22 protein-coding genes are annotated in these 23,370 nt (G+C 61.2%); 15 read left to right on the forward strand and 7 right to left on the reverse strand.

Annotated elements, in window-relative coordinates; genetic code table 11:
• Window positions 1-32: 32 nt before the first annotated feature.
• A complete protein-coding gene (gene tauD / locus AC07N4_RS21035) occupies window positions 33-875 on the forward strand; it encodes a taurine dioxygenase (RefSeq protein ID WP_493065890.1) in 843 nt (280 codons plus the stop codon).
• 46 nt (window positions 876-921) lie between these two features.
• On the opposite strand, the gene mgrA is transcribed toward tauD, so the two are convergent.
• Genes mgrA through AC07N4_RS21050 form a run of 3 tightly spaced genes read right to left on the reverse strand, consistent with a single transcriptional unit; the run spans window position 922 to window position 5,545 of the window.
• Window positions 922-1,959, reverse strand: coding sequence for an L-glyceraldehyde 3-phosphate reductase (gene mgrA, locus AC07N4_RS21040; protein ID WP_192559491.1), 1,038 nt, complete (start codon window positions 1,957-1,959; stop codon window positions 922-924).
• A 39-nt stretch (window positions 1,960-1,998) separates the two neighbouring features.
• Window positions 1,999-3,318 (reverse strand): LLM class flavin-dependent oxidoreductase, encoded by a 1,320-nt coding sequence (locus tag AC07N4_RS21045; RefSeq protein ID WP_192559490.1) that lies wholly within the window; start codon window positions 3,316-3,318, stop codon window positions 1,999-2,001.
• A gap of 1 nt (window position 3,319) precedes the next feature.
• Complete coding sequence (locus AC07N4_RS21050; protein ID WP_493065891.1) at window positions 3,320-5,545, reverse strand: TonB-dependent receptor; 2,226 nt, start codon at window positions 5,543-5,545, stop codon at window positions 3,320-3,322.
• A gap of 206 nt (window positions 5,546-5,751) precedes the next feature.
• Here AC07N4_RS21050 and AC07N4_RS21055 point away from each other — a divergent pair, with 206 nt between their 5' ends.
• Entirely contained in the window at window positions 5,752-6,789 is a 1,038-nt protein-coding gene (locus AC07N4_RS21055) for a LacI family DNA-binding transcriptional regulator (protein ID WP_102620591.1), read from the forward strand.
• Window positions 6,790-6,811: 22 nt separating this feature from the next.
• On the opposite strand, the gene AC07N4_RS21060 is transcribed toward AC07N4_RS21055, so the two are convergent.
• Entirely contained in the window at window positions 6,812-7,276 is a 465-nt protein-coding gene (locus tag AC07N4_RS21060) for a type II toxin-antitoxin system HicB family antitoxin (RefSeq protein ID WP_244142429.1), read from the reverse strand.
• The gene (locus tag AC07N4_RS21065) at window positions 7,273-7,455 is read right to left on the reverse strand and encodes a type II toxin-antitoxin system HicA family toxin (protein WP_065261145.1); all 183 of its coding nucleotides are present in this window, start codon (window positions 7,453-7,455) and stop codon (window positions 7,273-7,275) included. The genes AC07N4_RS21060 and AC07N4_RS21065 overlap by 4 nt, the downstream gene beginning before the upstream one ends.
• 261 nt (window positions 7,456-7,716) lie before the next feature.
• On the opposite strand from AC07N4_RS21065, the gene AC07N4_RS21070 reads away from it, so the two are divergent.
• Complete coding sequence (locus tag AC07N4_RS21070; RefSeq protein WP_096821896.1) at window positions 7,717-7,977, forward strand: hypothetical protein; 261 nt, start codon at window positions 7,717-7,719, stop codon at window positions 7,975-7,977.
• A gap of 24 nt (window positions 7,978-8,001) precedes the next feature.
• Here the strand turns inward: AC07N4_RS21070 and betT are convergent, their stop codons facing one another.
• Together betT and epsC are read right to left on the reverse strand one after the other, a co-directional pair.
• Complete coding sequence (gene betT / locus AC07N4_RS21075; RefSeq protein WP_173861336.1) at window positions 8,002-9,963, reverse strand: choline transporter BetT; 1,962 nt, start codon at window positions 9,961-9,963, stop codon at window positions 8,002-8,004.
• 288 nt (window positions 9,964-10,251) lie between these two features.
• The gene (epsC, locus tag AC07N4_RS21080) at window positions 10,252-11,178 is read right to left on the reverse strand and encodes a serine O-acetyltransferase EpsC (protein WP_096821894.1); all 927 of its coding nucleotides are present in this window, start codon (window positions 11,176-11,178) and stop codon (window positions 10,252-10,254) included.
• A 190-nt stretch (window positions 11,179-11,368) separates the two neighbouring features.
• Between epsC and AC07N4_RS21085 the strand changes: the two genes are divergently transcribed.
• The 12 genes from AC07N4_RS21085 to AC07N4_RS21140 all read left to right on the forward strand — a co-directional run bounded on the left by AC07N4_RS21085 (window position 11,369) and on the right by AC07N4_RS21140 (window position 23,368).
• Complete coding sequence (locus AC07N4_RS21085) at window positions 11,369-12,361, forward strand: D-cysteine desulfhydrase (RefSeq protein ID WP_493065892.1); 993 nt, start codon at window positions 11,369-11,371, stop codon at window positions 12,359-12,361.
• A gap of 246 nt (window positions 12,362-12,607) precedes the next feature.
• The gene (gene tcyJ, locus AC07N4_RS21090) at window positions 12,608-13,408 is read left to right on the forward strand and encodes a cystine ABC transporter substrate-binding protein (RefSeq protein ID WP_096821892.1); all 801 of its coding nucleotides are present in this window, start codon (window positions 12,608-12,610) and stop codon (window positions 13,406-13,408) included.
• Complete coding sequence (gene tcyL, locus AC07N4_RS21095; RefSeq protein WP_085733348.1) at window positions 13,408-14,073, forward strand: cystine ABC transporter permease; 666 nt, start codon at window positions 13,408-13,410, stop codon at window positions 14,071-14,073. Before tcyJ ends, tcyL begins: the two co-directional genes overlap by 1 nt.
• Before the next feature lie 4 nt (window positions 14,074-14,077).
• Complete coding sequence (gene tcyN, locus AC07N4_RS21100; protein WP_192559487.1) at window positions 14,078-14,827, forward strand: L-cystine ABC transporter ATP-binding protein TcyN; 750 nt, start codon at window positions 14,078-14,080, stop codon at window positions 14,825-14,827.
• A gap of 473 nt (window positions 14,828-15,300) precedes the next feature.
• Window positions 15,301-16,065 carry a hypothetical protein gene (locus AC07N4_RS21105; protein WP_493065893.1) on the forward strand — a complete coding sequence of 255 codons (765 nt, stop codon included), beginning with the start codon at window positions 15,301-15,303 and terminating at the stop codon, window positions 16,063-16,065.
• Between the two features lie 209 nt (window positions 16,066-16,274).
• Window positions 16,275-17,516 carry an SfnB family sulfur acquisition oxidoreductase gene (locus AC07N4_RS21110; protein WP_493065894.1) on the forward strand — a complete coding sequence of 414 codons (1,242 nt, stop codon included), beginning with the start codon at window positions 16,275-16,277 and terminating at the stop codon, window positions 17,514-17,516.
• A gap of 38 nt (window positions 17,517-17,554) precedes the next feature.
• Complete coding sequence (locus AC07N4_RS21115) at window positions 17,555-18,748, forward strand: SfnB family sulfur acquisition oxidoreductase (RefSeq protein WP_493065895.1); 1,194 nt, start codon at window positions 17,555-17,557, stop codon at window positions 18,746-18,748.
• On the forward strand, window positions 18,748-20,112 hold the full coding sequence (locus AC07N4_RS21120; RefSeq protein ID WP_273537029.1) for an LLM class flavin-dependent oxidoreductase: 1,365 nt from the start codon (window positions 18,748-18,750) through the stop codon (window positions 20,110-20,112). Before AC07N4_RS21115 ends, AC07N4_RS21120 begins: the two co-directional genes overlap by 1 nt.
• 13 nt (window positions 20,113-20,125) lie before the next feature.
• A complete protein-coding gene (locus AC07N4_RS21125; protein WP_096821886.1) occupies window positions 20,126-20,935 on the forward strand; it encodes a MetQ/NlpA family ABC transporter substrate-binding protein in 810 nt (269 codons plus the stop codon).
• Between the two features lie 2 nt (window positions 20,936-20,937).
• Window positions 20,938-22,059 carry a methionine ABC transporter ATP-binding protein gene (locus AC07N4_RS21130; protein ID WP_493065896.1) on the forward strand — a complete coding sequence of 374 codons (1,122 nt, stop codon included), beginning with the start codon at window positions 20,938-20,940 and terminating at the stop codon, window positions 22,057-22,059.
• Window positions 22,049-22,693 carry a methionine ABC transporter permease gene (locus AC07N4_RS21135; RefSeq protein ID WP_096821885.1) on the forward strand — a complete coding sequence of 215 codons (645 nt, stop codon included), beginning with the start codon at window positions 22,049-22,051 and terminating at the stop codon, window positions 22,691-22,693. Before AC07N4_RS21130 ends, AC07N4_RS21135 begins: the two co-directional genes overlap by 11 nt.
• A gap of 48 nt (window positions 22,694-22,741) precedes the next feature.
• Entirely contained in the window at window positions 22,742-23,368 is a 627-nt protein-coding gene (locus AC07N4_RS21140) for a class I SAM-dependent methyltransferase (protein ID WP_493065897.1), read from the forward strand.
• The last annotated feature ends 2 nt before the right edge of the window (window positions 23,369-23,370 follow it).

Below are 23,370 nucleotides of genomic sequence, written 5' to 3' on the forward strand. Positions count from 1 at the left end.
GTTTCGGGGCCCCGGAATTGAAGAGAACCACCATGAGCAGCCTGAACATCACCCCGTTAAGCTCGGCCCTCGGCGCACAGATCAGCGGCGTCGACATCAGCCAGCCGCTGAACCTGGAACAGCGCGACGCCATCGAGCAGGCGCTGCTCAAATACCAGGTGCTGTTCTTCCGCAATCAGCCGATCGAGCCGTCGCAACAGGCACGTTTCGCCCACTATTTCGGCGACCTGCACATTCACCCGATCTACCCTAATGTGCCTGAGCAACCGGAAGTGCTGATCCTCGACACCGCCGTCACCGACGTGCGCGACAACGCGATCTGGCACACCGACGTCACCTTCCTGCCAACCCCGGCCATGGGCGCGGTGCTCAGCGCCAAGCTGTTGCCGGAGTTCGGCGGCGATACGTTGTGGGCCAGCGGGATTGCCGCGTATGAGGCACTTTCTGCGCCGATGAAAGCTCTGCTCGAAGGGCTGACCGCGACTCACGACTTCACCCGCTCGTTTCCGTTGGAGCGTTATGGCAACACGCCGGAAGCACTGGCGCAGTGGGAAGAGGCGCGGCGCAAGAATCCACCGCTGTCGCATCCGGTGATTCGTACGCACCCGGTGAGCGGACGGCGTTCGCTGTTCGTCAACGAAGGCTTCACGTCGAAGATCAATGAGCTGTCAGAAACCGAGAGTGAAGCGGTGCTGAAGTTCCTGTTCGCCCACGCGACGCGGCCGGAATTCACCATTCGCTGGCGCTGGCAGAAGGATGACATTGCGTTCTGGGACAACCGCGTGACGCAACACTACGCGGTGGATGATTACCGGCCGGCGCGGCGGGTGATGCAGCGGGCTACGGTGTTGGGGGATGTGCCGTTTTTTCGCTGAACAATTGATCGTTCCCACGCTCTGCGTGGGAACGATCAGTGTGTCGTTATTCCGCCGTCGAAGGCTTCTCCCAAAGATTGATCCCGCCCTCCTGGGCAAACCGGTCGATCTCCGCCAACTCTTCCGCACTGAAACTCAGGTTCTTCAACGCGCCGACGTTCTCGACAATCTGCTCCGGCCGGCTCGCGCCGATCAGGGCCGAGGTCACTCGCGGATCCCGCAGCGTCCACGCCAGCGCCAGTTGCGCCAGACTCTGCCCACGACGTTTGGCGATTTCATTCAACGCCCGCACATGAGCGATGTTGGCCTCGGACAAATGCGAAGCCTGCAACGAACCACCCCCCGGACGATTGACCCGCGCATCCGCCGGCACGCCGTTGAGGTATTTGTCGGTCAGCAGACCCTGCGCCAGCGGGGTGAACGCAATCACGCCAGTGCCGAGTTCTTCGGTGGTGTCGAGCAGGTCTTTTTCCACCCAACGGTTGAGCAGGTTGTAGGCCGGCTGGTGAATCAACAGCGGCACTTTCCACTCTTTGAGCAGCGCGGCGATCTCACGAGTTTTCACCCCGGAGTACGACGAGATACCGATGTACAGCGCCTTGCCCTGCTGCACCGCAGTGGCGAGGGCGCTGGCGGTTTCTTCCAGCGGGGTGTCCGGGTCGAAGCGGTGCGAATAGAAGATATCCACATAGTCCAGGCCCAGGCGTTGCAGGCTCTGGTCGAGGCTGGCCAGCACGTATTTGCGCGAACCGCCGCCCTGGCCGTAAGGGCCGGGCCACATGTCCCAACCGGCCTTGCTGGAGATGATCAGTTCATCGCGATATTGCTTGAAGTCTTCGCGCAGCAAACGGCCGAAATTGGTCTCGGCGCTGCCGTAGGGAGGGCCGTAGTTGTTGGCCAGGTCGAAGTGGTTGATCCCCAGATCGAACGCGGTGCGCAGCAAGGCGCGCTGGGTGTCGATCGGCGTGCTGTCGCCGAAGTTGTGCCACAGGCCCAGGGACAGCGCCGGCAGCACCAGACCGCTGCGTCCGACGCGGCGGTAAGGGATGGAGTCATAACGGTTTTCGGCAGCGGTGTAAGTCATCGAATCCTCTCTTGTCGGTCTTGAATTGGGTGTCGATTGCTACGCAAATCTGTTGCCGGGCCGGGCAAGGCCAAGGTTCTGGCGCAAGGTCCGGCCCTCGTATTCGGTTCTGAACAGTCCGCGCCGTTGCAGTTCCGGGACCACGCCATTGGCGAAGTCTTCGAGCCCGCCGGGCAGGTGCGGCACCAGCACGTTGAAGCCGTCCGCCGCGCCCTGCTCGAACCACTCCTGCAAGCGGTCGGCAATCTGCGCCGGCGTGCCGACGACGCTGTAATGCCCGCGACCGCCGGCGATTCGGCGGCCCAGTTCGGCCAGGGTCAGATGCTCCCGGCCGGCCAGTTCTGTCAGCAGTTTCTGCCGGCTCTGCTGGCCGCTTTCAGTCAGCGGCAATTCCGGCAGCGGCCCATCCAACGGGTACTTCGACAGGTCGAAGTTGCCCAGCATACGCCCAAGCAGGGCGACACCAACCTCGGGTTCGACCAATTGCTGAAACGTTTCACATTTTTCCTGCGCTTCGGCTTCCGTCTGCCCGACGACGACAAACACACCGGGCATGATTTTCAGTGAGTCGGCGCTGCGTCCGTACTTCGGCAAGCGTCCCTTGAGGTCGGCGTAAAACGCCTGGGCGCTGGCCAGTGAGGTCTGCGCGGTGAACACTACTTCGGCCGTCTGCGCCGCCAGTTCACGCCCGGTTTCCGACGAGCCGGCCTGCACGATCACCGGCTGACCCTGTGGCGAACGTGCGACGTTCAGCGGGCCCTTGACCCGGAAGTGCTCACCGACGTGATCCAGCACGTGCAATTTTTCCGGGTCGTAATACGCTCCGCTGGCCTTGTCGCGGAGGAAGGCGTCGTCCTGCCAACTGTCCCAGAGCCCGGTCACCACCTGATGAAATTCTCGGGCGCGGCTGTAGCGTTCTGCATGGCCGATGTGTTCGTCGCGGCCGAAATTCTGCGCTTCGGCGGCGTTGTCCGAGGTCACCAGATTCCACCCCGCTCGCCCGCCCGAGAGGTGATCGAGCGAAGCAAATTTACGCGCCACGTGATACGGCTCGTTGTAGCTGGTAGTGGCGGTGGCGATCAGGCCGATGCGTTCGGTCACGGCGCTCAAGGCCGAGAGCAACGTCAGCGGCTCGAAGTGATCCGAACGGGCCATCCGGCTGGCGATATCCTGGGTCGGCGCAGCGACGCTGTCGGCGACGAACAACGTATCGAACTTCGCTGCCTCGGCAATCTGCGCCAGACGTTTGTAATGGGCGAAATCCAGCCCGGCGTTGGCCGGCACATCCGGATGACGCCACGCGGCGACGTGGTGCCCGGTGGCCATGAGAAACGCGCCGAGTTTCAGCTGTCTGCTCATCTCAGAAGTCCTTGCGCAGTTGCACGCCGAAGTAGCGCTCGTCGTCGCGAGGCACGGCGCGGTAGATGTAATTGCCACCGCTGGCGAGCAACGGCGAATACGACTTGTCGGTGAGGTTCTTGCCCAGCAATGCCACGCGCCAGCCGTTGGTGTAATCGGCCAGGGCGACGCTGGCATTCCAGAGGCCGTAGGCGCCCTGCTTGGTGTCGGCGTTCTGGCTGATGTCGTACTGCACTTCGCTCTGCCAGCTGTAGTCGGTGCCGAGTTCGATATCCAGGCCGTTATCCAGCGGGATGGTGTAGTCGGCCCGCACGTAGCTTTTCCAGTCCGGGCTGAATGGCAGCGGTTTGCCGTTGACGTTGCACGACGCCGCCGCACCCGCCGGGCAGGCGAACTGGTCGATGCGGGCGCGGGTGTAAGCCAGCGCTCCGGAGAACTTCAGTTGCTGGGTCGCCTGCAAGGCGTAATCGAGTTCCACGCCCTCGGTGCTGACGCTGCCGGCGTTGATCAGGCGCGTCACCACTTGCCCGGCGACGGTGTCGAAAAAGTTCGCCTGGTAGTTGTCGTAGTCGCTGTGGAAAACCGCGAGGTTGGTGGTCAGGCGATTGTTCCAGGATGAAGCTTTGATCCCCGCCTCCCAGGTGTTGGAGGTTTCCGGCTTCAATGCTTCAGTATCGCGCGGCTGCATGTTGAAGAACACGTTGTAGGCCGGGCCTTTGTAACCGCGCGAGTAGGTCAAATAAGTGGTGACCGCATCGCTCAAGTCGTACTGCAAACCGAGCCGACCGGACCAGCCGTCCTCGTCCACCGAACCGGAACTGCGGGTGGCCGGTTGAATGCCGCTGACCGTGGTTGCAGAAGTGGAAACGCGACGGTGATCGTATTCCAGATCGTCGTGGGTATAGCGCAGGCCGGCAATGCCACGGAAATCCGAGGTGAAATTCAGCGTGCTCTCGCCGAACACCGCGTAGCTGTCGCTGGTGGTGCTGTAATCGGCGACGCCGCGATCAGTCCGCGTGGTGGTGGTCAGCGTGCGCTGATAGGTTTCCTCGTCCTTGCCGTGCATGTAGAACAGGCCGCCGACGTATTCGAGGAACTCGCCTTTCGGCGAGGCCAGACGCAACTCCTGCGAGTACTGGTCGAAGGCCAGATCGCCCTTGTCCGCCGTGCCGGGGAACGCGGCCGTCACCGTGCCGAGGCGGTCGCCGTCCTGATACTGGGTGTTGTCCCAGCCACGCCACGCGGTGATCGACGTCAGGGTGTAATCGCCCAGTTGCCAGTCGAGCTGGCCGGACAGGCCCTTGTTGGTGTCTTCGACGTGGGTGCGGGTGTCGGTGTTGATGTCGCGGTTGTGGCTGGTGGCGCTGACCGGACTCAGCGCGTTGGCGAAGGCCGGGGTCAACGACTTGGTGACGACGCCGTTGGGGCCGTCATCGTGGGACTGCATGTAGTCGGCGATCAGGGTGAAGGTGACGTCGTCGTTCGGGGTGAATTCCAGTTTGCCGCGTACACCGCGATGGTTGTAACCGTTGACCTCCTGGCCATTGTGCTTGTTATCGACGTTGCCGTCGTAAGTGCCGAACAAGGTGCTGATCGAACCCTTGAGCGTGTCCGGAATGAGACTACCGCCGATGCCGAAACGGGTGCGGCTTTCGTTGCCGCTGTAGTACGACTGATCGATGTAACCGTGGGTCTCGGCGGTCGGCGCCTTGCTGGTGATGTTCAGCACGCCGGCCGACGCGTTTTTGCCGAACAGCGTGCCTTGCGGGCCGCGCAGAACCTCGACGCGCTCCAGATCCAGCAGATCCAGAGTCGACTGGCCAGGACGGGCGTAGACCACGCCGTCAATCACCGTGGCCACCGTCGGCTCGACGCCCGGCGAGGTGGAAATCGTCCCCACGCCACGCACGAACAACGAGGTGTCCTTGTTCGATGCGCCAGTGCGGAAATTCAGCGATGGCACTTGCTGGACGATGCTCGCCACGCTGTTGCGGTTGTCGCGTTCCAGTTGCTCGCCGTCGATTACCGATACCGCCACCGGGACCTTTTGCAGCGACTCTTCGCGGCGGGTGGCGGTGACCGTGACGGACTTGAGTGTCGGCTCCTGATCGGTGCTGTCGGCGGCGAACGCGGCGGGCATCGGCAGCGCGGCCAGCCCGGTGAGTAGCCAGCCCGCAGCGCGGATCGATTGCGCCAGTTTGTGTGTCGCCCCAGGAATGTTGTGCATGTTTGCCCGCTCGAAAAGTTGCCCTGAACCGCTGCCGTTCTGCGACGACAGCGCCTGTCTCGGTGTCTTGGGCATTCGCTCGAGCGAGTAGCAGACAACGCGCCTTGTTAGCGCTAACATCGCCAGTATTGGCAAGCCGGACATAGACCGTCCAATACTGAAAAATTACTTTTATATGCGTTTTGGTTTTTAAGAAGGATCGAGCCTTGAGCGAAGAAAAGCCCCGCAAACGCCGTGGCGCCGGTCGCGTGACCCTCAACGCGGTGGCGCGCCAGGCCGGTGTTTCGGCAATCACCGTGTCGCGCTACTTCAACCAGCCGGACCAGGTGTCGCCCGAACGCCGCGAGCGGATCGCGGCGGTGGTCGCCGAGCTGGGTTATGTGCCGAACCTGGTGGCCGGCGGGCTCGCCTCGGCGCGGGGAAAAATCGTCGGCATGGTGATCCCGAACATCTCCGGGCCGATCTTCGCCAACACCATTCAAGGCTTCAGCGACACCCTCAGCCGCCACGGTTATCAGTTGCTGCTGGCCTCGAGTTACTTCAGCGCCGAGCAAGAAGAAAACGCGGTACGGGCCTTCCTCGGCTGGTCGCCGGCGGCGCTGGTGGTCACCAGTCACTTCCACAGCACGGGCACGGAAAAGATGCTCGCCGAAGCGGATATCCCGGTGATCGAAACCTGGGATTACCAGCCAGATCGCGAGCCGATGCAGATCGGTTTTTCGCACTTCGAGGTGGGTGTCAGCGCCGCTCGTTATCTGCACGGCAAAGGCTATCGGCGAATCGCCTTCGTGCAGAACAGCGCACCCGGCGACTTCAGCGCACTGGAACGCCGCGACGGTTACGCAGCGACCGTCCGCGAGTTCGGTCTGGAACCGTGGGTATTCGCACCAGATGCCGATCGCGCCCCGTTCGAGGCCGGCAAGCAAGCGATGGAAGCGCTGATGAACACCTCACCGCGCCCGGACGCCATCATCTTCGCCAACGACAACCTCGCCGCCGGCGGCCTGCTCGCCGGGCAACGGGCCGGCCTCAAGATTCCCGAAGACTGCGCCGTCCTCGGCTTCGGCGACTACCCGTTCGCCGAGATGCTGCTGCCGAGCCTGAGCACGATCAAACCGCCGGCGCTGGAGATCGGCGTACTGGCGGCGACGCGAGTACTGGAAAGTCTGGGCGTGCTGCCGAGCGATGAGGTGCAGCGGTTGAATCTGCTGCAATGCACGGTCATTGAGCGGGAAAGTACCTGACCCCAAATGCTGTAAACCGGCCTTAAGCCGACAATTCACGCAAGGCAGCAGCAGCCAGAAATCCGGAGCGAGAGCTGTAACGCTGATCCCGTCGTACAGTTTGGTCAATACGCTCCAGCAACTGCTCCGGCAGCGTAGCGTTGAAGCGCACCGACTTGCCGAAGTAGGGAGTGATATCAAACTCGACTACACCCCAGATACCGCCGGCGTAATCCGGATTCTCTAGATGGGCATCAATGTCCTGAACCCGAGGCAACGGCGCGCCATCAGCGACCAATCCCTCATAGTGCAAGGCCAGTGCCTCCTGAGTGTTGTCAAAAGCTTCGGCTACCGTTGTGCCTGCGGAGAAACAGCCCGGTACATCCGGGATAATCACTCCGTAGTCTGAGTCGGCATCCTTGTGCAAAACGACCGGGAATTTCATGTAAGTGAATCCTTCCTCTGACATGTCCATAAAGGGACTTTCGTTTCCAATCAAGGGCTTCATTTCAAACCCGCCTGTTTCAAGATGCTGTTGATCGTACCCTTGGGAAGATCCGAATCCGGATGCTTGATCGTCACCCTCCCTGGCTTGCCCGGATGTTTGTATTGGTGGTGACTACCTTTGACGGCGACCAGATACCAGCCATCCTCCTCGATCATCCTGATCATTTCCCGACTACGCATTTCCTTCGCCCTGTTCGACAGCAAGAGCTGCGTACTTTAGGAGCTGGACGCCTCACCCAATACACACCATACACACTTGGACAAATATTAGCCTACCAGGCAGACACGTGTTTAATAGCCAGATCGGCGGTGAGCGCGCCTAACAAGCGGCCTGCATAAACAGATGGATACGTGCCGAAATGTGTCGAACGACATGAGGCTGACAGCTGACCTATGCTCAGCAAAGACAGGACGACTCCCTTTCACAGGCAGATCCCGACCATGCACACCGCAATCATCATCTTCTTCGGCCTGATCCTGCTGGCGCTGATGTTCTATATCGGCGAGCGCATCGGCTTCAGCCGGCAGACGCTGGCCTACGGCTTCGCGGCGTTGTGGCTGGCGTTGACGGTGATCAATGGCGCGGTCGGCGTGGTGCACGCCGGGCAGCCGCTGGGGTCGGAGATCGCGATTGGCAGCGCCGTGTTCGGCGTGCCGATCGCCGCGATGGTGTTGTTCATGGTGCTGAGCGCCGAGACCTGAAACCGTCCCGGCGCCCTGCCCCGATCAACGCACCAGATGCAGGAACTGCATGTGCCGTTCGTACTGGTCGAGGATGTCGTTGATGATCTGTTCTTTCGTGTAACCGACCAGATCGTAGTCCTGACTGCCCTCGCTCAGATGCACTTCGGCGCGGTAGTAGCGGCGGTTATTGAGCTGCTTGGAACCCATGCCACCACGAGCGAACGATGGCGTGAAGTAGCCACGCATCTGCACCTGGTAGATGAACGGGTGCAACTCACCATGGCCGATTTCCAGGCTGACGCTGTCATGGGCCGGGTCCGGTTGGGTGACCACGTTCAGACCTTTTTCGACGAACACCGCCGTCACTTCTTCGATGGCCGGTTTTACCGTGGTGTCCATGAAGCGGTACACCTCGTCCCGCGACGGGAAGTGCACGGCCTGACTCAGGCGCTGGCGCCAGCCACCCTTGCCACGTCGTGAACCGGACACAGGCGCCAGCGAATGCAGTTGCGCGATCTGCTTCTGCGATTCCAGATAGAACGCCTTGTGCAGCCCCCACATCATCAGCAGCAGAATCAGCGAGAACGGCAGCGAGGTCAGAACCACCGCTGACTTCAGCGCATCGATGCTGCCGGAGAACAGCAGCGCACTGGTGATCAGTGCGGTCATCGCGCCCCAGAACACCCGCAGCCATTTCGGCCCGTCTTCATCCGGGTTGCCGCCCTTGGCCGACAGGGTCGAGAGCACTACCGTGCCGGAGTCGGCGGAGGTGACGAAGAACACGAAGCTAATGAACACCGTCACCGCGATGACAGTTTTGCTCCACGGGTAGGTTTCCAGCAGCAGGTACAGGGTCATCGACGGGTTGTCGAGGGCCGACATGCCCAGTGCCGACATGCCGTGGTTGAGCACCTGATCGATGGCGCTGTTGCCAAAGATCGACATCCACGCCAGGGTGAAACCGAGCGGAATCAACAACACGCCGAAGACGAATTCGCGGATGGTCCGGCCACGGGAAATCCGTGCGATGAACAGGCCCACGAATGGCGACCACGCGATCCACCAGGCCCAGTAGAACACTGTCCAGCCACCGAGCCAGTCGCTCGGTTTGTCGTAGGCGTAGAGGTCGAAACTCTTCATCGGCAACGCGCCGAGGTAGTCGCCGAGGTTCTGGATCAGGGTGTTGAGCAAATGCTGGGTGGGACCGGCGAACAACACGAACAGCAGCAGCGCACAGGCCAGCAGCATGTTGATGTCGGACATGACCCGCACGCCTTTATCCACTCCGGAAACGGCGACGATGATCGCCGCGCCCATCATCAGCGTGATCAGGCCGACCTGAATCCACTGGGTGTGGGCGATGCCGAACAGGTAGTCCAGACCCGAGTTGAGGTGCAACACGCCGAAGCCCATGTCCGCACCGAGGCCGAACACCGTGGCGATGATGCCGAAGCCGTCCACCGCATAGCCGATGGGACCGTTGATGCGTTTGCCGATCAGCGGGTACAGCGCCGAACGCAGGGCCAGCGGCAGGTTATGCCGATAGGCGAAATACGCCAGCGCCATGCCGACGAAGGCGAACACGCCCCAGCCGTGCAGGCCCCAGTGCAGAAACAGAATCTGCATCGCCTGACGCGCCGCGTCCGCGGTGCCGGCCTCGCCTTGCGGCGGCTGGAGCATGTGGGTCAGCGGCTCGGACACACAGAAGAAAAACAGCGTGATGCTGATCCCGGCGGCGAACAGCATGCCGGCCCAGGACAGGTAACTGAATTCGGGTTCGTCGTGGTCGGCACCGAGTTTGATCTTGCCGTAGCCCGATAACGCGGTGACCACCACGAAGACCAGATACAGGGTCATCGCGAGCATGTAGTACCAGCCGACCGTATTGGCCGCCCAGTTTTGCGCTTCAAGGAGCCAGGCACCGGCCTGTTCCGGCATGGCGATGACAACCAGGCCAAACAGCAGAATCACTGTCGCGGCGAACCAGAACACCGGCGGATTCATGCGTACCAGGCCGCTGGCGGGGGTGGACGATGCACTCATGAACGGTGCACCTCAAGGGATTGGAAAATGGCTGAAATGATCGGACTCAGCAAAGGCAAGCCTCCTGTTGTGAGCGGGCAGCGAGCTACCGGTTTAACTTGAATGAACGTTCAAGTTAAACATGGATAGCACGCTAAGGACTAATCGCAGGGCTCAGCGGTCGCTTTCGTACGCTAGCTCAAGGAGGGGTATGACGCTGTGGCGAGGGCGTTCGTTCCCACCTCGCGCGGGAACGAACGGACAGGAAAATTACTTCTGCGTCCCGTCATCATGCTGCAGGTTGGCCTGGGTCAGGTTGCACCCGGCCGGCACGCTGCGGGTCAGCCATACGTTGCCGCCGATGGTCGAACCCTGGCCGATGGTGATGCGCCCGAGAATCGTCGCGCCGGCGTAAATCACCACGTCGTCCTCGACAATCGGATGCCTAGGATGGCCCTTCTGCAACTGGCCGTCCTCGTCCGCCGGGAAGCGTTTGGCGCCGAGGGTCACCGCTTGGTAAATCCTGACGCGCTCGCCGATGATTGCGGTCTCGCCGATCACCACGCCGGTCCCATGGTCGATGAAGAAACTGCGGCCGATCTGCGCGCCCGGATGGATATCGATACCGGTCGCCGAGTGGGCGATTTCCGAACTGATCCGCGCCAGCAACGGCAGACCCGCGCGATACAAATGGTGCGCCAGACGATGGTGGATCACCGCCAGAATCCCCGGATAGCACAGCAGCACTTCATCGACGCTGCGCGCCGCCGGATCGCCGTGATACGCAGCCAGCACATCCGTGTCGAGCAGACTGCGCAGGCCCGGCAATGCAAGGGCGAAGTCCTGGATGATCCTGATCGCCTGCGCCTCGACTTCGGTGTCGGCCCGGGCACTGTGACGGGCGACGTAACGCAGTTCGAGTCGCGCCTGCGCCAGCAATGCATTCAACGCAACGTCGAGGGTGTGACCGACGTAAAAATCTTCGCTTTCTTCTCGTAGATCAACCGGCCCCAGACGCATCGGGAACAACGCGCCGCACAAGGCTTCGAGAATCTGCGCCATCGCATCACGGGACGGCAATTCGCGCCCGCCCTGTTCGCCGCTGGCGCGGCCATTTTGTGTGCGCCACTGATCCCGGGCGGTACGCAGTTGGCTGACGATGGTCTGCAATTGCCAATGGCTGGAACGCTCGCTCACGGTAAAGACTCCTCACGGGCGGCCGGACTGTCTGGCCGCGTCAACGGCCACTACTTTACGGCAACGCCTAGGAGGCGAATTAAGAACCGATAGTGCTGGCCTAAGCACATTTGGCTATAAGCGATTGGCGGTTGCCCCGGTAAATCGGCGTGCCTATAGTCCTGACATCTCCTTGCATCAGTACGGACTCATGATCAAACAACAGCTGGACCGCTTTAACCGCCTCGACCTGCTCGGCCAACCGACCCCACTGGAAAAGCTCGAGCGCCTGTCCACCTGGCTCGGCCGCGATGTCTACATCAAGCGCGATGACCTGACGCCGCTGGCCATGGGCGGCAACAAGCTGCGCAAGCTCGAATACCTCGCCGCCGACGCCCTCGCCCAAGGCGCGGACACGCTGATCACCGCCGGCGCACTGCAATCGAACCACGTTCGCCAGACCGCCGCGCTGGCCGCGAAACTCGGCCTGGGCTGCGTGGCGCTGCTGGAAAATCCGCTGGGCACCGATGACAGCAACTACACCGGCAACGGCAACCGCCTGCTGCTGGATCTGTTCGACACCAAGGTCGAACTGGTCGACAACCTCGACAACGCCGACGAACAACTGGCCGCCCTCGCCGTGCGTCTGCGCAGCAACGGCAAGAAGCCTTATCTGGTGCCGATCGGTGGCTCCAACGCCCTCGGCGCACTGGGTTACGTACGCGCCGGCCTGGAGCTGGCGGAACAGATCAAGGACACCGGCCTGCAATTTTCCGCCGTGGTGCTCGCCTCTGGCAGCGCCGGCACGCACAGCGGCCTGGCACTGGCCTTGAGCGAAGCGCTGCCGCAACTGCCGGTGATCGGCGTGACCGTCTCGCGCAGCGAAGAAGATCAGCGCCCGAAAGTGCAGGGCCTGGCCGAGCGCACTGCCGATCTGTTGGGCGTGGCGCTGCCGGAGAGTTTCAAGGTCGAGTTGTGGGACGAATACTTCGGCCCGCGCTATGGCGAGCCAAATGCCGGGACATTGGCGGCCGTGAAACTGCTGGCAAGTCAGGAAGCCGTGCTGCTGGATCCGGTCTACACCGGCAAGGCCATGGCCGGGTTGCTCGACGGCATCGGTCGCGGGCGTTTCGACGACGGCCCGATCATTTTCCTGCACACCGGCGGAGCCCCGGCGCTATTTGCCTACAAGGATTTTCTGTAGGCCTGAGCGCGTTCCCGCGCCCTGCGTGGGAACGCTCAGCGTCGGCTCGAATGCATATTCATTAAATGCATAACAAATAGAAAATTCATTATTTTCCATTCTAAAAGAACCGTCTTATAGTCTCGCCGCAGGCGAATTTCGCGAGAGACGCATAAGCTGCTTTAAGGCAGGATAGCGCTGTCGTTCAACTCCCGGATTCGCCAACTTTCCTTAAGCGTCTTCCATAAGAAAACACAGGGGCTTGTCATGATTCTTTCCGCACTACGTCGAAATCTGCTGGTAGGTTCGCTGGGCCTGGCACTGAGCGCCGGTCTGATCAGCAGCGCCGTTGCCGGTGAGCAACTGCAACAGATCAAGGACAAAGGCGTTATCAACGTCGGCCTGGAAGGCACTTATCCACCGTTCAGCTTCGTCGATGCCGACGGCAAGCTGTCGGGTTTCGAAGTCGAGCTGTCCGAAGCCCTGGCCAAGAAGCTGGGCGTCAAGGCCAAGATTCAGCCAACCAAGTGGGACGGCATCCTCGCCGCACTGGAATCCAAGCGTCTGGACGTCGTGGTCAACCAAGTGACCATCTCCGACGAGCGCAAGAAGAAGTATGACTTCTCCGAGCCGTACACCATCTCCGGGATTCAGGCGCTGGTGCTGAAGGACAAGGAAGCTGCGCTGAACATCAAGTCCGCCGCTGACCTGTCCGGCAAGAAAGTCGGCGTAGGCCTGGGCACCAACTACGAGCAATGGGTTCGCGCCAACGTGCCGGGTGCCGACGTGCGTACCTACGACGATGATCCGACCAAGTTCGCCGACCTGAACAACGGCCGTACCGACGCGATTCTGATCGACCGTCTGGCCGCGCTCGAATACGCCAAGAAAGCACCGAAAACCGTAGCGGCCGGTCAGGCGTTCTCCCGTCAGGAATCCGGTATTGCCCTGCGCAAAGGCGAGCCTGAACTGCTGGCGGCCGTGAACAAGGCCCTCGACGAGCTGCGTGCCGACGGGACCCTGGCCAAGATCTCGGAAAAGTACTTCCAAGCTGACGTCACCAAATAATGGAAGCAGCTTTCCAACTCGCACTGGACTCCGCGCCCTTTCTGCTCAAGGGCGCGTACTACACGGTAGTCCTCAGCCTCGGCGGCATGTTCTTCGGCCTGCTGCTGGGCTTTGGCCTGGCGCTGATGCGCCTGTCGCGTTTCAAATCGGTCAGCTGGCTGGCCCGCATCTACGTGTCGTTCTTTCGCGGCACGCCATTGCTGGTCCAGCTGTTCGTGATCTATTACGGCTTGCCGCAAATGGGTCTGGAACTCGATCCGCTGCCGGCGGCCCTGATCGGCTTCTCGCTGAACATGGCCGCTTACGCCTGTGAAATCCTGCGGTCCGCGATCGGTTCGATCGAACGAGGCCAATGGGAAGCGGCTGCGAGCATCGGCATGACCCGCGCGCAGACCCTGCGCCGGGCCATCCTGCCGCAAGCGATGCGCACGGCGTTGCCGCCGTTGGGCAACAGCTTCATTTCACTGGTCAAGGACACCGCGCTGGCTGCCACCATCCAGGTGCCGGAGCTGTTCCGTCAGGCACAACTGATTACCGCCCGGACTTTCGAAGTCTTCACCATGTATCTTGCCGCCGCGCTGATCTACTGGATTCTGGCCACAGTGCTGTCGCACTTCCAGAACAAGTTGGAAGAGCGGGTCAATCGGCACGACCAGGAGTCCTGACCCCATGATTGTCGTGGAAAAACTGACAAAGCAGTTCAAGGGTCAAGTCGTGCTCAACGGCATCGATCTTGAAGTGAAGGAAGGCGAGGTCGTGGCGATCATCGGCCCCAGCGGTTCGGGCAAGACCACGTTCCTGCGCTGCCTGAACTTCCTCGAACAACCCACCAGCGGCCGGATCAAGGTCGGCGATATCGAGATCGATACCAGCCGCCCGCTGAACCAGCAGCAAAGCCTGGTGCGCAACCTGCGCCAGCATGTGGGCTTCGTGTTCCAGAACTTCAACCTGTTCCCCCACCGCACCGCCCTGGAAAACGTCATCGAAGGCCCGATCGTGGTCAAGAAGATGCCCCGTGATACAGCCATTGCCCTGGGCAAGAAGCTGCTGGCCAAGGTCGGCCTGGCGGGCAAGGAAGACGCCTACCCACGGCGCCTGTCCGGTGGCCAGCAACAGCGCGTGGCGATTGCCCGGGCGCTGGCGATGGAGCCGGAAGTGATCCTGTTCGACGAGCCTACATCGGCCCTCGACCCGGAACTGGTCGGCGAAGTACTGGCGACCATTCGCGGCCTGGCCGAAGAAAAACGCACCATGGTTATCGTGACTCACGAAATGGCGTTCGCCCGTGACGTGGCCAACCGCGTGGTGTTTTTCGACAAGGGTGTGATCGTCGAGCAAGGCGAAGCCAAGGCGCTGTTTGCCAATCCGAAAGAAGAACGCACACGACAGTTTCTCAGCAAGTTCCGCAACAACGGCTGATAACTTCGCAAGTGCTATCACTCACTTCCATGGATGGAAGTAGTGTTTTCCCCGCAATACATTCCCCCTCCAAAAATAAACAATAAAACCCTTCAAAGCGCAGTACATATATATGTCCTGCAACACGTTCCCTGTGCGTAAAATTCGCCGCGTCTTGATTTTCCGCTTCGGTAGAACTCACAGCGAAACAGGCTGAAAACCGCAGCAATCTGTAGCTCTCTTCCTTACAGAGCCTAGGCTGACAGCCGCGACAATGTAGGAACCTTCTGATTAATTCGTAATTCACGGATTAACTAATCCACTCGCTTGACACCTCTTCCGGTGAACTCTTATCTAGTCTCCAACCGGCACACGCTAGTTCAACAAGACACTTTCAAACTTGTACGGAACTCCGAAGTTTTATTGCCGGGTAATTCACGCCATTCGTTCTTTCGAAAACGGACTTCGCTGCAAGGCTTCAAGGAGAGAAACCGATGACCTGCATTTCAAACACCCCGCTGCTGGCACCACCGACCCTGGAAAAATCCCACGGGGCCGGTATCAACCTCATGGCGGCCGCCAACCTGACGGTCGACATCAGGCCCTGGCACGACATGGACAGTGGCGACTTGATCGAGCTGTTCTGGGATGGCTGCTACGTTGCTTCCCGCGTGCTGAATGCCGGGGATGTCGGAAGCACGGTCAGCCTGCGGGTACCGGAAAGCTTCATCATCAGCGGTTCGCCGCGCGTGCATTACCGGGTCATGCAGGTCGGAAGAAACCCGGCGCTGTCGGCCAGCGCGCAGTTCCAGGTCAAGCTCGACTGCCCGGGCGGGCAATTCGCGGCAGGCTGCGCGGAGGAAAACCAGTACCTGCTGCCGGTCAGTCTTCCCGAGGTCATTCGCCGACGCGGAATCAACCCGAACCAGATCAAGCGCGGCGTTCCCCTGACTATCGAGCCTTACCTGAACATGGCCGAGGGTGACGAAATCACCCTGCGCTGGGGCGATGTACGTATGGATCTGCCGCGTATTACCCAATCCGATATCGGTCACGGCATTCAGGTCTGGGTGCCCCCGGCAATCATCGTCGAAGCCGGCGAAGACCTGCGGCTGGATGTGACCTATTGCATCATCGACCGGGTCGGCAACAACTCGCGTTGGGCACCATCACAGACGCTGAAAATCGGTTGCGTGAATCCTTATCTGAAAGTGCCCTTGAGGCAGATTCCCATGGCCGCGGAGCGCAAAGCCGAGTGAGCTTTTGATCTTCTATGCATATTCCTAAAAGTTAGTTTATTTAATATTTATACGCGCTTAGGGTATATGAACCGGACCACCGGACATTCTTTCGTTCGCCGCACTTTTGCGGCGTTTTTCATGAGATGTGAGGTAGGTAACATGGTCCGGAACACAATCACCCCAGTGCAAATCGCCAGGGCATTGCGTGCAGCCAAGGAGTGGCACTGATGTCCAGTCTGGCAGACGCAAACGTCCAGAGTGACCTGGACATCGCCCCGCTGTTGTTGCCCGCGCAAGTGCTGCGCAACGACGCTCAAGCCATCAAGGCTGCACATGAACTGGCGCAAGTCGCCCGCGTGCAGGCCGCCAAACGTGACCGCCAGCGCAAGCTGCCGTGGTCGGAAATCGAACAGTTCACCCGCAGCGGCCTCGGCAGCATCGCGATTCCGCGCGAGTACGGCGGCCCGCAGGTTTCCTTCGTGACCCTGGCCGAGGTGTTCGCGATCATCTCCGCGGCCGACCCGGCACTGGGACAGATCCCGCAGAACCAGTTCGGCATCATCAACCTGATCCTCGGCAGCGCCACCGAAGAGCAGAAAAAACAATTGTTGCAGAGCGTGCTCGAAGGCTGGCGCATCGGTAACGCCGGGCCTGAACGCGGCACCAAAGACACCCTGGAGCTGAAAGCGCGCATCACCGCCGATGGCGATGACTACGTGATCAACGGTCAGAAGTTCTATTCCACTGGCGCCCTGTTCGCCCACTGGGTCGCGGTCAAGGCACTCAACGATGACGGCAAACAAGTCCTGGCCTTCGTCCGTCGCGGCACGCCGGGATTGCGCATCGTCGACGACTGGTCCGGTTTCGGCCAGCGCACCACCGCCAGCGGCACAATCCTGCTGAACAACGTGCGGGTCGATGCTGGTCTTGTGGTGGACAACTGGAAGATCAACGAAAAGCCCAACACCCAGGGCGCGGTGTCGCAGCTGATTCAGGCAGCAATCGACGCCGGCATCGCCCGTGGCGCCATCGATGACGCCATCGAATTCGTCAAGACCCGCGCCCGGCCGTGGATCGATGCCAAGGTCGAACGCGCCAGCGATGACCTCTACGTGATCGCCGATATCGGCAAACTGAAAATCGAACTGCACGCCGCCGAAGCGCTGCTGCGCAAGGCCGGTCAGGTGCTGGATCAGGTGCACTCCGCGCCGCTCACCGCCGAGTCCGCCGCCCGCGCCTCGATTGCCGTGGCCGAAGCCAAGGTGCTGACCACCGAGATCTCGCTGCTGGCCAGCGAAAAGCTCTTCGAACTGGCCGGCAGCCGCGCCACCCTCGCCGAATTCAACCTCGACCGTCACTGGCGCAACGCCCGGGTGCACACCCTGCACGACCCTGTGCGCTGGAAGTACCACGCGGTCGGCGCCTATCGCCTCAACGGCAAGTTGCCTGCACGCCATTCCTGGATCTGACGACCAGAACACTTTTGACCAGATCTCTGGAGAAACACATGACTCTTTCCCATCCCGTCGCGGTCATCACCAGCGACGAGCAAGCCCTGATCGTCGCCAGCGACCTGGCCGAAGACTTCCAGCGCGACAGCAACCTGCGCGACCGCGAACGCCGCCTGCCGCTGCCGGAACTCGACGTGTTTTCCCGCTCCGGCCTGTGGGGCATTAGCGTCCCCAAGGAATACGGCGGCGCCGGCGTGTCCAACGTGACCCTGGCCAACGTCATCGCCCTGATCGCCCGGGCCGATGGCTCGCTCGGGCAGATTCCGCAGAACCATTTCTATGCCCTCGAAGTACTCCGGGTGAATGGCAGCCACGAGCAGAAACAACGTCTGTACGCCGAAGTCCTCGCCGGCCAGCGCTTCGGTAATGCCCTGGCAGAACTGGGCACCAAGACTGCCCACGATCGGGTTACCAGCCTGAAACGCGACGGCAGCGGTTATCGCATCAACGGTCGCAAGTTTTATGCAACCGGCGCCATTTACGCCCAACGGATTCCAACGTCCGTGGTCGATGAAAACGGTGTGCAGCAACTGGCGTTCGTCCCGCGTGACAGCAAAGGCCTGACGGTGATCGACGACTGGAGCGGCTTCGGCCAGCGCACCACCGGCAGTGGTTCGGTGGTGTTCGAAGACGTATTTGTCGCAGCCGAAGACGTCATTCCTTTCCAGAGTGCTTTCGAACGCCCGACCACCGTCGGCCCGCTGGCGCAGATCCTTCACGCCGCCATCGACACCGGCATCGCCCGCGCCGCCTACGAAGATGCGCTGCACTTCGTGCGCAGCAAGACCCGGCCATGGATAGACTCGGGCAATGACAAGGCCACCGAAGACCCACTGACCCTCAAGAGCTTCGGCCACTTGAGCATCCGCCTGCACGCCACCGAAGCCCTGCTCGAACGCGCCGGCGAATTCCTCGATGCAGCCCAGGCCGAGACCAACGCCGAGACGGTGGCGGCGGCCTCGATTGCCGTCGCCGAAGCACGGGCGATCAGCACTGAAATTTCTCTGGCCGCCGGCAGCACGTTGTTCGAACTGGCCGGCAGCCAGGCCACCCTGATCGAGCACGGCCTCGACCGTCACTGGCGCAACGCCCGGGTGCACACCCTGCACGACCCGGTGCGCTGGAAGTATCACGCGGTGGGCAATTACTACCTCAACGATGAAAACCCTCCGCTGCGAGGGACCATCTGATGAGCAAGAAAAAGATCCTGCTCAATGCGTTCAACATGAACTGCATCGGCCACATCAACCACGGGTTGTGGACCCATCCACGGGACACCTCGACCCAATACAAGACCATTGAATACTGGACCGAACTGGCGCAATTGCTGGAGCGCGGGCTGTTCGACGGGTTGTTCATCGCCGACATCGTCGGCGTGTACGACGTCTACCAGAACTCGGTGGACGTCACGCTGAAAGAGTCGATCCAACTGCCGGTCAACGATCCGCTGCTGCTGGTGTCGGCCATGTCAGCGGTGACCAAAAATCTGGGTTTCGGCCTGACCGCCAACCTCACCTACGAGCCGCCGTATCTGTTCGCCCGACGCATGTCGACCCTCGATCATCTGAGCCGTGGACGGGTGGGCTGGAACATCGTCACCGGTTATCTGGACAGCGCCGCCAAGGCCATGGGCCTGAGTGAACAGGTCGAACATGACCGGCGTTACGACCAGGCCGACGAGTACCTCGAAGTCCTCTACAAACTCTGGGAAGGCAGCTGGGAAGACGGTGCAGTGCTCAACGATCCGCAGCAGCGGATCTACGCGCAGCCAGACAAAGTGCACAAGGTTGAGCACAAGGGCGAGTTCTATCAGGTCGAGGGTTATCACCTGTGCGAACCGTCACCGCAGCGTACGCCGGTGCTGTTCCAGGCCGGCAGTTCGGATCGCGGTCTGCTGTTCGCCGGGCGTCATGCCGAGTGCGTGTTCATCAGCGGTCAGAACAAACCGTCGACCAAAGTGCAGGTGGACAAGGTCCGCGCCAGTGCCGTCGAAGCGGGTCGCAATCCCGAGGACATCAAGGTGTTCATGGGCCTGAACGTGATCGTCGGCGAGACCGAAGAAGCGGCCTGGGCCAAGCATGCCGAATACCTGAGCTACGCCAGCGCCGAAGCGGGCGTGGCGCATTTCTCGGCGTCCACCGGGATCGATTTTTCCCAGTACGAAATCGACGAGCCCATCCAGTACGTCAAGAGCAACGCAATCCAGTCCGCCACCAAAAACCTGCAGAACAACGACTGGACCCGCCGCAAGTTGCTCGACCAGCACGCCCTCGGCGGGCGCTACATCACGGTGGTCGGCTCGCCGCAACAAGTGGCGGATGAACTGGAATCGTGGATCGCCGAAACCGGCCTCGACGGCTTCAACCTGACCCGCATCGTCACCCCGGAAAGCTATGTGGATTTCATCGATCTGGTGATTCCGGAACTGCAACGGCGCGGGTCGTACAAGACCGCGTACGACACCGGCAGCCTGCGGGAAAAACTGTTTTACGGCGAAGCGCACCTGCCGCAGCAACACACCGGCGCCCACTACCGACACACCTCCTCGCACTGACTGGAAAACCACCATGACCAAGAAACGCCTGTCCCACCCAGTCAAAGCACTGGCCCTGGCCTTCGGCCTGTTCAGCTCGGCGGTTTTCGCCGCCGACGCGCCGTTGAAAATCGGCACCACAGCCGCGTTCGCGATTCCGCTGGAGGCCGCCGTCGAGGAAGCCTCCAAACAAGGCCTGAAAGTCGAGCTCGTGGAGTTCACCGACTGGATCGCGCCGAACGTCAGCCTCGCCGCCGGCGACATCGACGTGAACTACTTCCAGCACATCCCGTTCCTGGAAAACGCCAAGGCGGCCTCCGGTTTCGACCTGGTGCCGTTCGCCCCGGGAATCATCAACAACGTCGGCCTGTACTCGAAGAAATACAAAAGCTTCGCTGAGCTGCCGGAGGGCGCCAGCGTCGCCATCGCCAACGACCCGATCAACAGTGGTCGCGGCCTGCAACTGCTGGCCAAGGCCGGTCTGATCACGTTGAAACCGGGTGTCGGCTACAAGGCCACCGAAGACGACATCGTCGCCAACCCGAAGAAGATCAAGATCCTGCAAGTCGAAGCCGTGCAACTGGTACGCGCCTACGATGACGCCGATCTGGTCCAGGGCTACCCGGCCTACATCCGTCTGGCGAAGACCTTCGATGCAGGCTCTGCGCTGCTGTTCGACGGCCTCGACCACAAGGAATACGTGATCCAGTTCGTGATCCAGCCGAAGAGCAAGACCGACCCGCGTCTGATCAAGTTCGTCGACATCTACCAGCATTCGCCGGCCGTACGCGCCGCGCTGGATAAGGCCCACGGCAAGCTGTACCAGGCCGGTTGGGAAAGCTGAGGATGACCGCAGCCATTCAACGGCGACTGGATCTTCCAGAGCCACCCGCGCTGGCACAGCGCACCGAGCTGCATCCCGAGCTGAACCGCGCCCATGTGCGTTTCGTCGGGCTCGGCAAAACCTACGACGGCAAGCAAGGCCCGGTCGCAGCCCTGCAAGGCATCGACCTGGCGATCCAGCGCGGTGAAGTGTTCGGCATCATCGGTCGCAGCGGCGCCGGCAAGTCGTCGCTGATCCGCACCATCAACCGCCTCGAACAACCGACCTCGGGCCGGGTGCTGATCGATCAGGTGGACATCGGCGAGTACGACGAGGATCGCCTCGTCGCCCTGCGTCGGCGGATCGGCATGATCTTCCAGCACTTCAATCTGATGTCGGCAAAAACGGTGTGGCAGAACGTCGAACTGCCGCTGAAAGTCGCCGGTGTCCCGAAGGAGCAACGGGAGAAAAAGGTTCGCGAACTGCTGGAGCTGGTGGGCCTGCAAGCCAAGCACAAGGCGTATCCGGCGCAGCTGTCCGGCGGGCAGAAACAGCGCGTCGGCATCGCCCGCGCACTGGTGCACGACCCGGACATTCTGCTGTGTGACGAAGCCACTTCAGCGCTGGATCCGGAAACCACTCAGTCGATCCTCGGCCTGCTGCGCGAGATCAACAAACGCCTGGGCCTGACCATCGTACTGATCACTCACGAGATGGCCGTGATCCGCGAAATCTGCGACCGCGTCGTCGTGCTGGAACACGGGCGCATCGTCGAGCACGGCCCGGTCTGGGAAGTGTTCGGCAACCCGCAGCACGAAGTCAGCCAGACCTTGCTCGCACCGCTGCAACACGCCTTGCCCGAAGAATTGCAAAGCCGTTTGCAGGCGCAACAGTCGTCCGATGCGGCCGTGGTGCTGCGTTTGCAGTTCACCGGCAGCCAGCAAGACGAACCGGATCTGGCCGCGCTGTTCGCCGCGCTCGGCGGTCGGGTGAAATTACTGCAGGGCGGCGTGGAACGGATTCAGGGGCACGCGCTCGGGCAACTGTTGCTGGCGGTGGCAGGCTCGAAGCTGAACGCCGAGGAATTGCGTCAGCGCGCCGGCCAATGGGCACAACGCACGGAGGTGCTGGGCTATGTGGTTTGATCGCTTGCTGCAGGGTTTCATCGATACGTTTCTGATGGTCGGCGTGTCGTCACTGATCGCGTTGCTCGCCGGGATTCCGATGGCAGTGATTCTGGTCACCAGCGACAAGGGGGGGATCTACGAAGCGCCGGTGCTGAATCGCGCGCTGGGCGCGTTCGTGAATCTGTTTCGCTCGATCCCGTTCCTGATCCTGATGGTGGCACTGATTCCGTTCACCCGGCTGATCGTCGGCACCACGTACGGTGTGTGGGCGGCCGTTGTGCCGCTGACCATTGCGGCCACGCCGTTTTTTGCGCGAATCGCCGAAGTGAGCCTGCGCGAAGTCGACCACGGTTTGATCGAAGCCGCGCAAGCTATGGGGTGCCGACGCTGGCACATCATCTGGCACGTGTTGTTGCCTGAAGCGCTACCGGGGATCGTTGGCGGTTTCACCATCACCCTGGTGACGATGATCAATTCGTCGGCCATGGCCGGGGCGATCGGCGCCGGCGGCCTGGGTGACATCGCTTATCGCTACGGCTATCAGCGCTTCGACAGCCAGATCATGCTGACCGTAATCGTGCTGCTGGTGGCGCTGGTAGCGGTGATTCAGCTGGGCGGCGATCGTCTGGCACGAGGGTTGAACAAGCGCTGAACTGCATGGCGTATAGTCGGCAACATCCATTGCCAGCGCAGCCCGACCATGAAACAGACCCCCACCGATCTGGAACAGATCACCTCCACCACCCTCGGCCACTACAACTCGGTGGCCGAGGATTTTCGTGAAGGCACCCGCGATCACGATGTCAGCCAGAACATCGATGCACTGCTGCGGCACATTCAGGCTGAGGCGCCGTTTTCCATCCTCGATTTCGGCTGTGGACCTGGGCGGGATTTGCAGACCTTCACGCGCATGGGTCACGTCGCCGTCGGCCTCGACGGCGCGGAAAAATTCGCGCAGATGGCCCGGGAAGACAGCGGCTGCGAGGTGTGGTGCCAGGATTTTCTGAAGCTGGATCTGCCGGCAGAACGCTTCGACGGCATCTTCGCCAATGCGGTGCTGTTTCATGTGCCGTTGCAGGAATTGCCACGGGTTCTGCAGCAGTTACACGGGACACTGAAGCCGGGTGGGGTGTTGTTCAGTTCCAACCCGCGTGGGGATAACCGTGAAGGCTGGAATGGGCCGCGTTATGGCTCGTACCACGATCTTGAAGCCTGGCGCGGATTGCTGACCGCTGCCGGGTTCGTGGAACTTGAGCATTACTACCGACCGGCGGGGCTGCCGCGTGAGCAGCAGCCTTGGTTGGCCAGTGTCTGGCGCAAGGCCTGAAA

The organism is Pseudomonas sp. GW821-FHT09E04, from assembly GCF_059416185.1.

Coding starts and splice junctions, on each gene's coding strand:
- AC07N4_RS21065 (WP_065261145.1), bottom strand. CDS start 7,455: ATGCGTAGTCGGGAAATGATCAGGATGATCGAGGAGGATGGCTGGTAT.
- tcyN (WP_192559487.1), top strand. CDS start 14,078: ATGATTGTCGTGGAAAAACTGACAAAGCAGTTCAAGGGTCAAGTCGTG.
- tcyL (WP_085733348.1), top strand. CDS start 13,408: ATGGAAGCAGCTTTCCAACTCGCACTGGACTCCGCGCCCTTTCTGCTC.
- tauD (WP_493065890.1), top strand. CDS start 33: ATGAGCAGCCTGAACATCACCCCGTTAAGCTCGGCCCTCGGCGCACAG.
- AC07N4_RS21140 (WP_493065897.1), top strand. CDS start 22,742: ATGAAACAGACCCCCACCGATCTGGAACAGATCACCTCCACCACCCTC.
- AC07N4_RS21115 (WP_493065895.1), top strand. CDS start 17,555: ATGACTCTTTCCCATCCCGTCGCGGTCATCACCAGCGACGAGCAAGCC.
- AC07N4_RS21135 (WP_096821885.1), top strand. CDS start 22,049: ATGTGGTTTGATCGCTTGCTGCAGGGTTTCATCGATACGTTTCTGATG.
- mgrA (WP_192559491.1), bottom strand. CDS start 1,959: ATGACTTACACCGCTGCCGAAAACCGTTATGACTCCATCCCTTACCGC.
- AC07N4_RS21120 (WP_273537029.1), top strand. CDS start 18,748: ATGAGCAAGAAAAAGATCCTGCTCAATGCGTTCAACATGAACTGCATC.
- AC07N4_RS21060 (WP_244142429.1), bottom strand. CDS start 7,276: ATGAAGCCCTTGATTGGAAACGAAAGTCCCTTTATGGACATGTCAGAG.
- AC07N4_RS21085 (WP_493065892.1), top strand. CDS start 11,369: ATGATCAAACAACAGCTGGACCGCTTTAACCGCCTCGACCTGCTCGGC.
- AC07N4_RS21070 (WP_096821896.1), top strand. CDS start 7,717: ATGCACACCGCAATCATCATCTTCTTCGGCCTGATCCTGCTGGCGCTG.
- betT (WP_173861336.1), bottom strand. CDS start 9,963: ATGAATCCGCCGGTGTTCTGGTTCGCCGCGACAGTGATTCTGCTGTTT.
- tcyJ (WP_096821892.1), top strand. CDS start 12,608: ATGATTCTTTCCGCACTACGTCGAAATCTGCTGGTAGGTTCGCTGGGC.
- AC07N4_RS21105 (WP_493065893.1), top strand. CDS start 15,301: ATGACCTGCATTTCAAACACCCCGCTGCTGGCACCACCGACCCTGGAA.
- AC07N4_RS21125 (WP_096821886.1), top strand. CDS start 20,126: ATGACCAAGAAACGCCTGTCCCACCCAGTCAAAGCACTGGCCCTGGCC.
- AC07N4_RS21110 (WP_493065894.1), top strand. CDS start 16,275: ATGTCCAGTCTGGCAGACGCAAACGTCCAGAGTGACCTGGACATCGCC.
- AC07N4_RS21045 (WP_192559490.1), bottom strand. CDS start 3,318: ATGAGCAGACAGCTGAAACTCGGCGCGTTTCTCATGGCCACCGGGCAC.
- AC07N4_RS21130 (WP_493065896.1), top strand. CDS start 20,938: ATGACCGCAGCCATTCAACGGCGACTGGATCTTCCAGAGCCACCCGCG.
- AC07N4_RS21050 (WP_493065891.1), bottom strand. CDS start 5,545: ATGCACAACATTCCTGGGGCGACACACAAACTGGCGCAATCGATCCGC.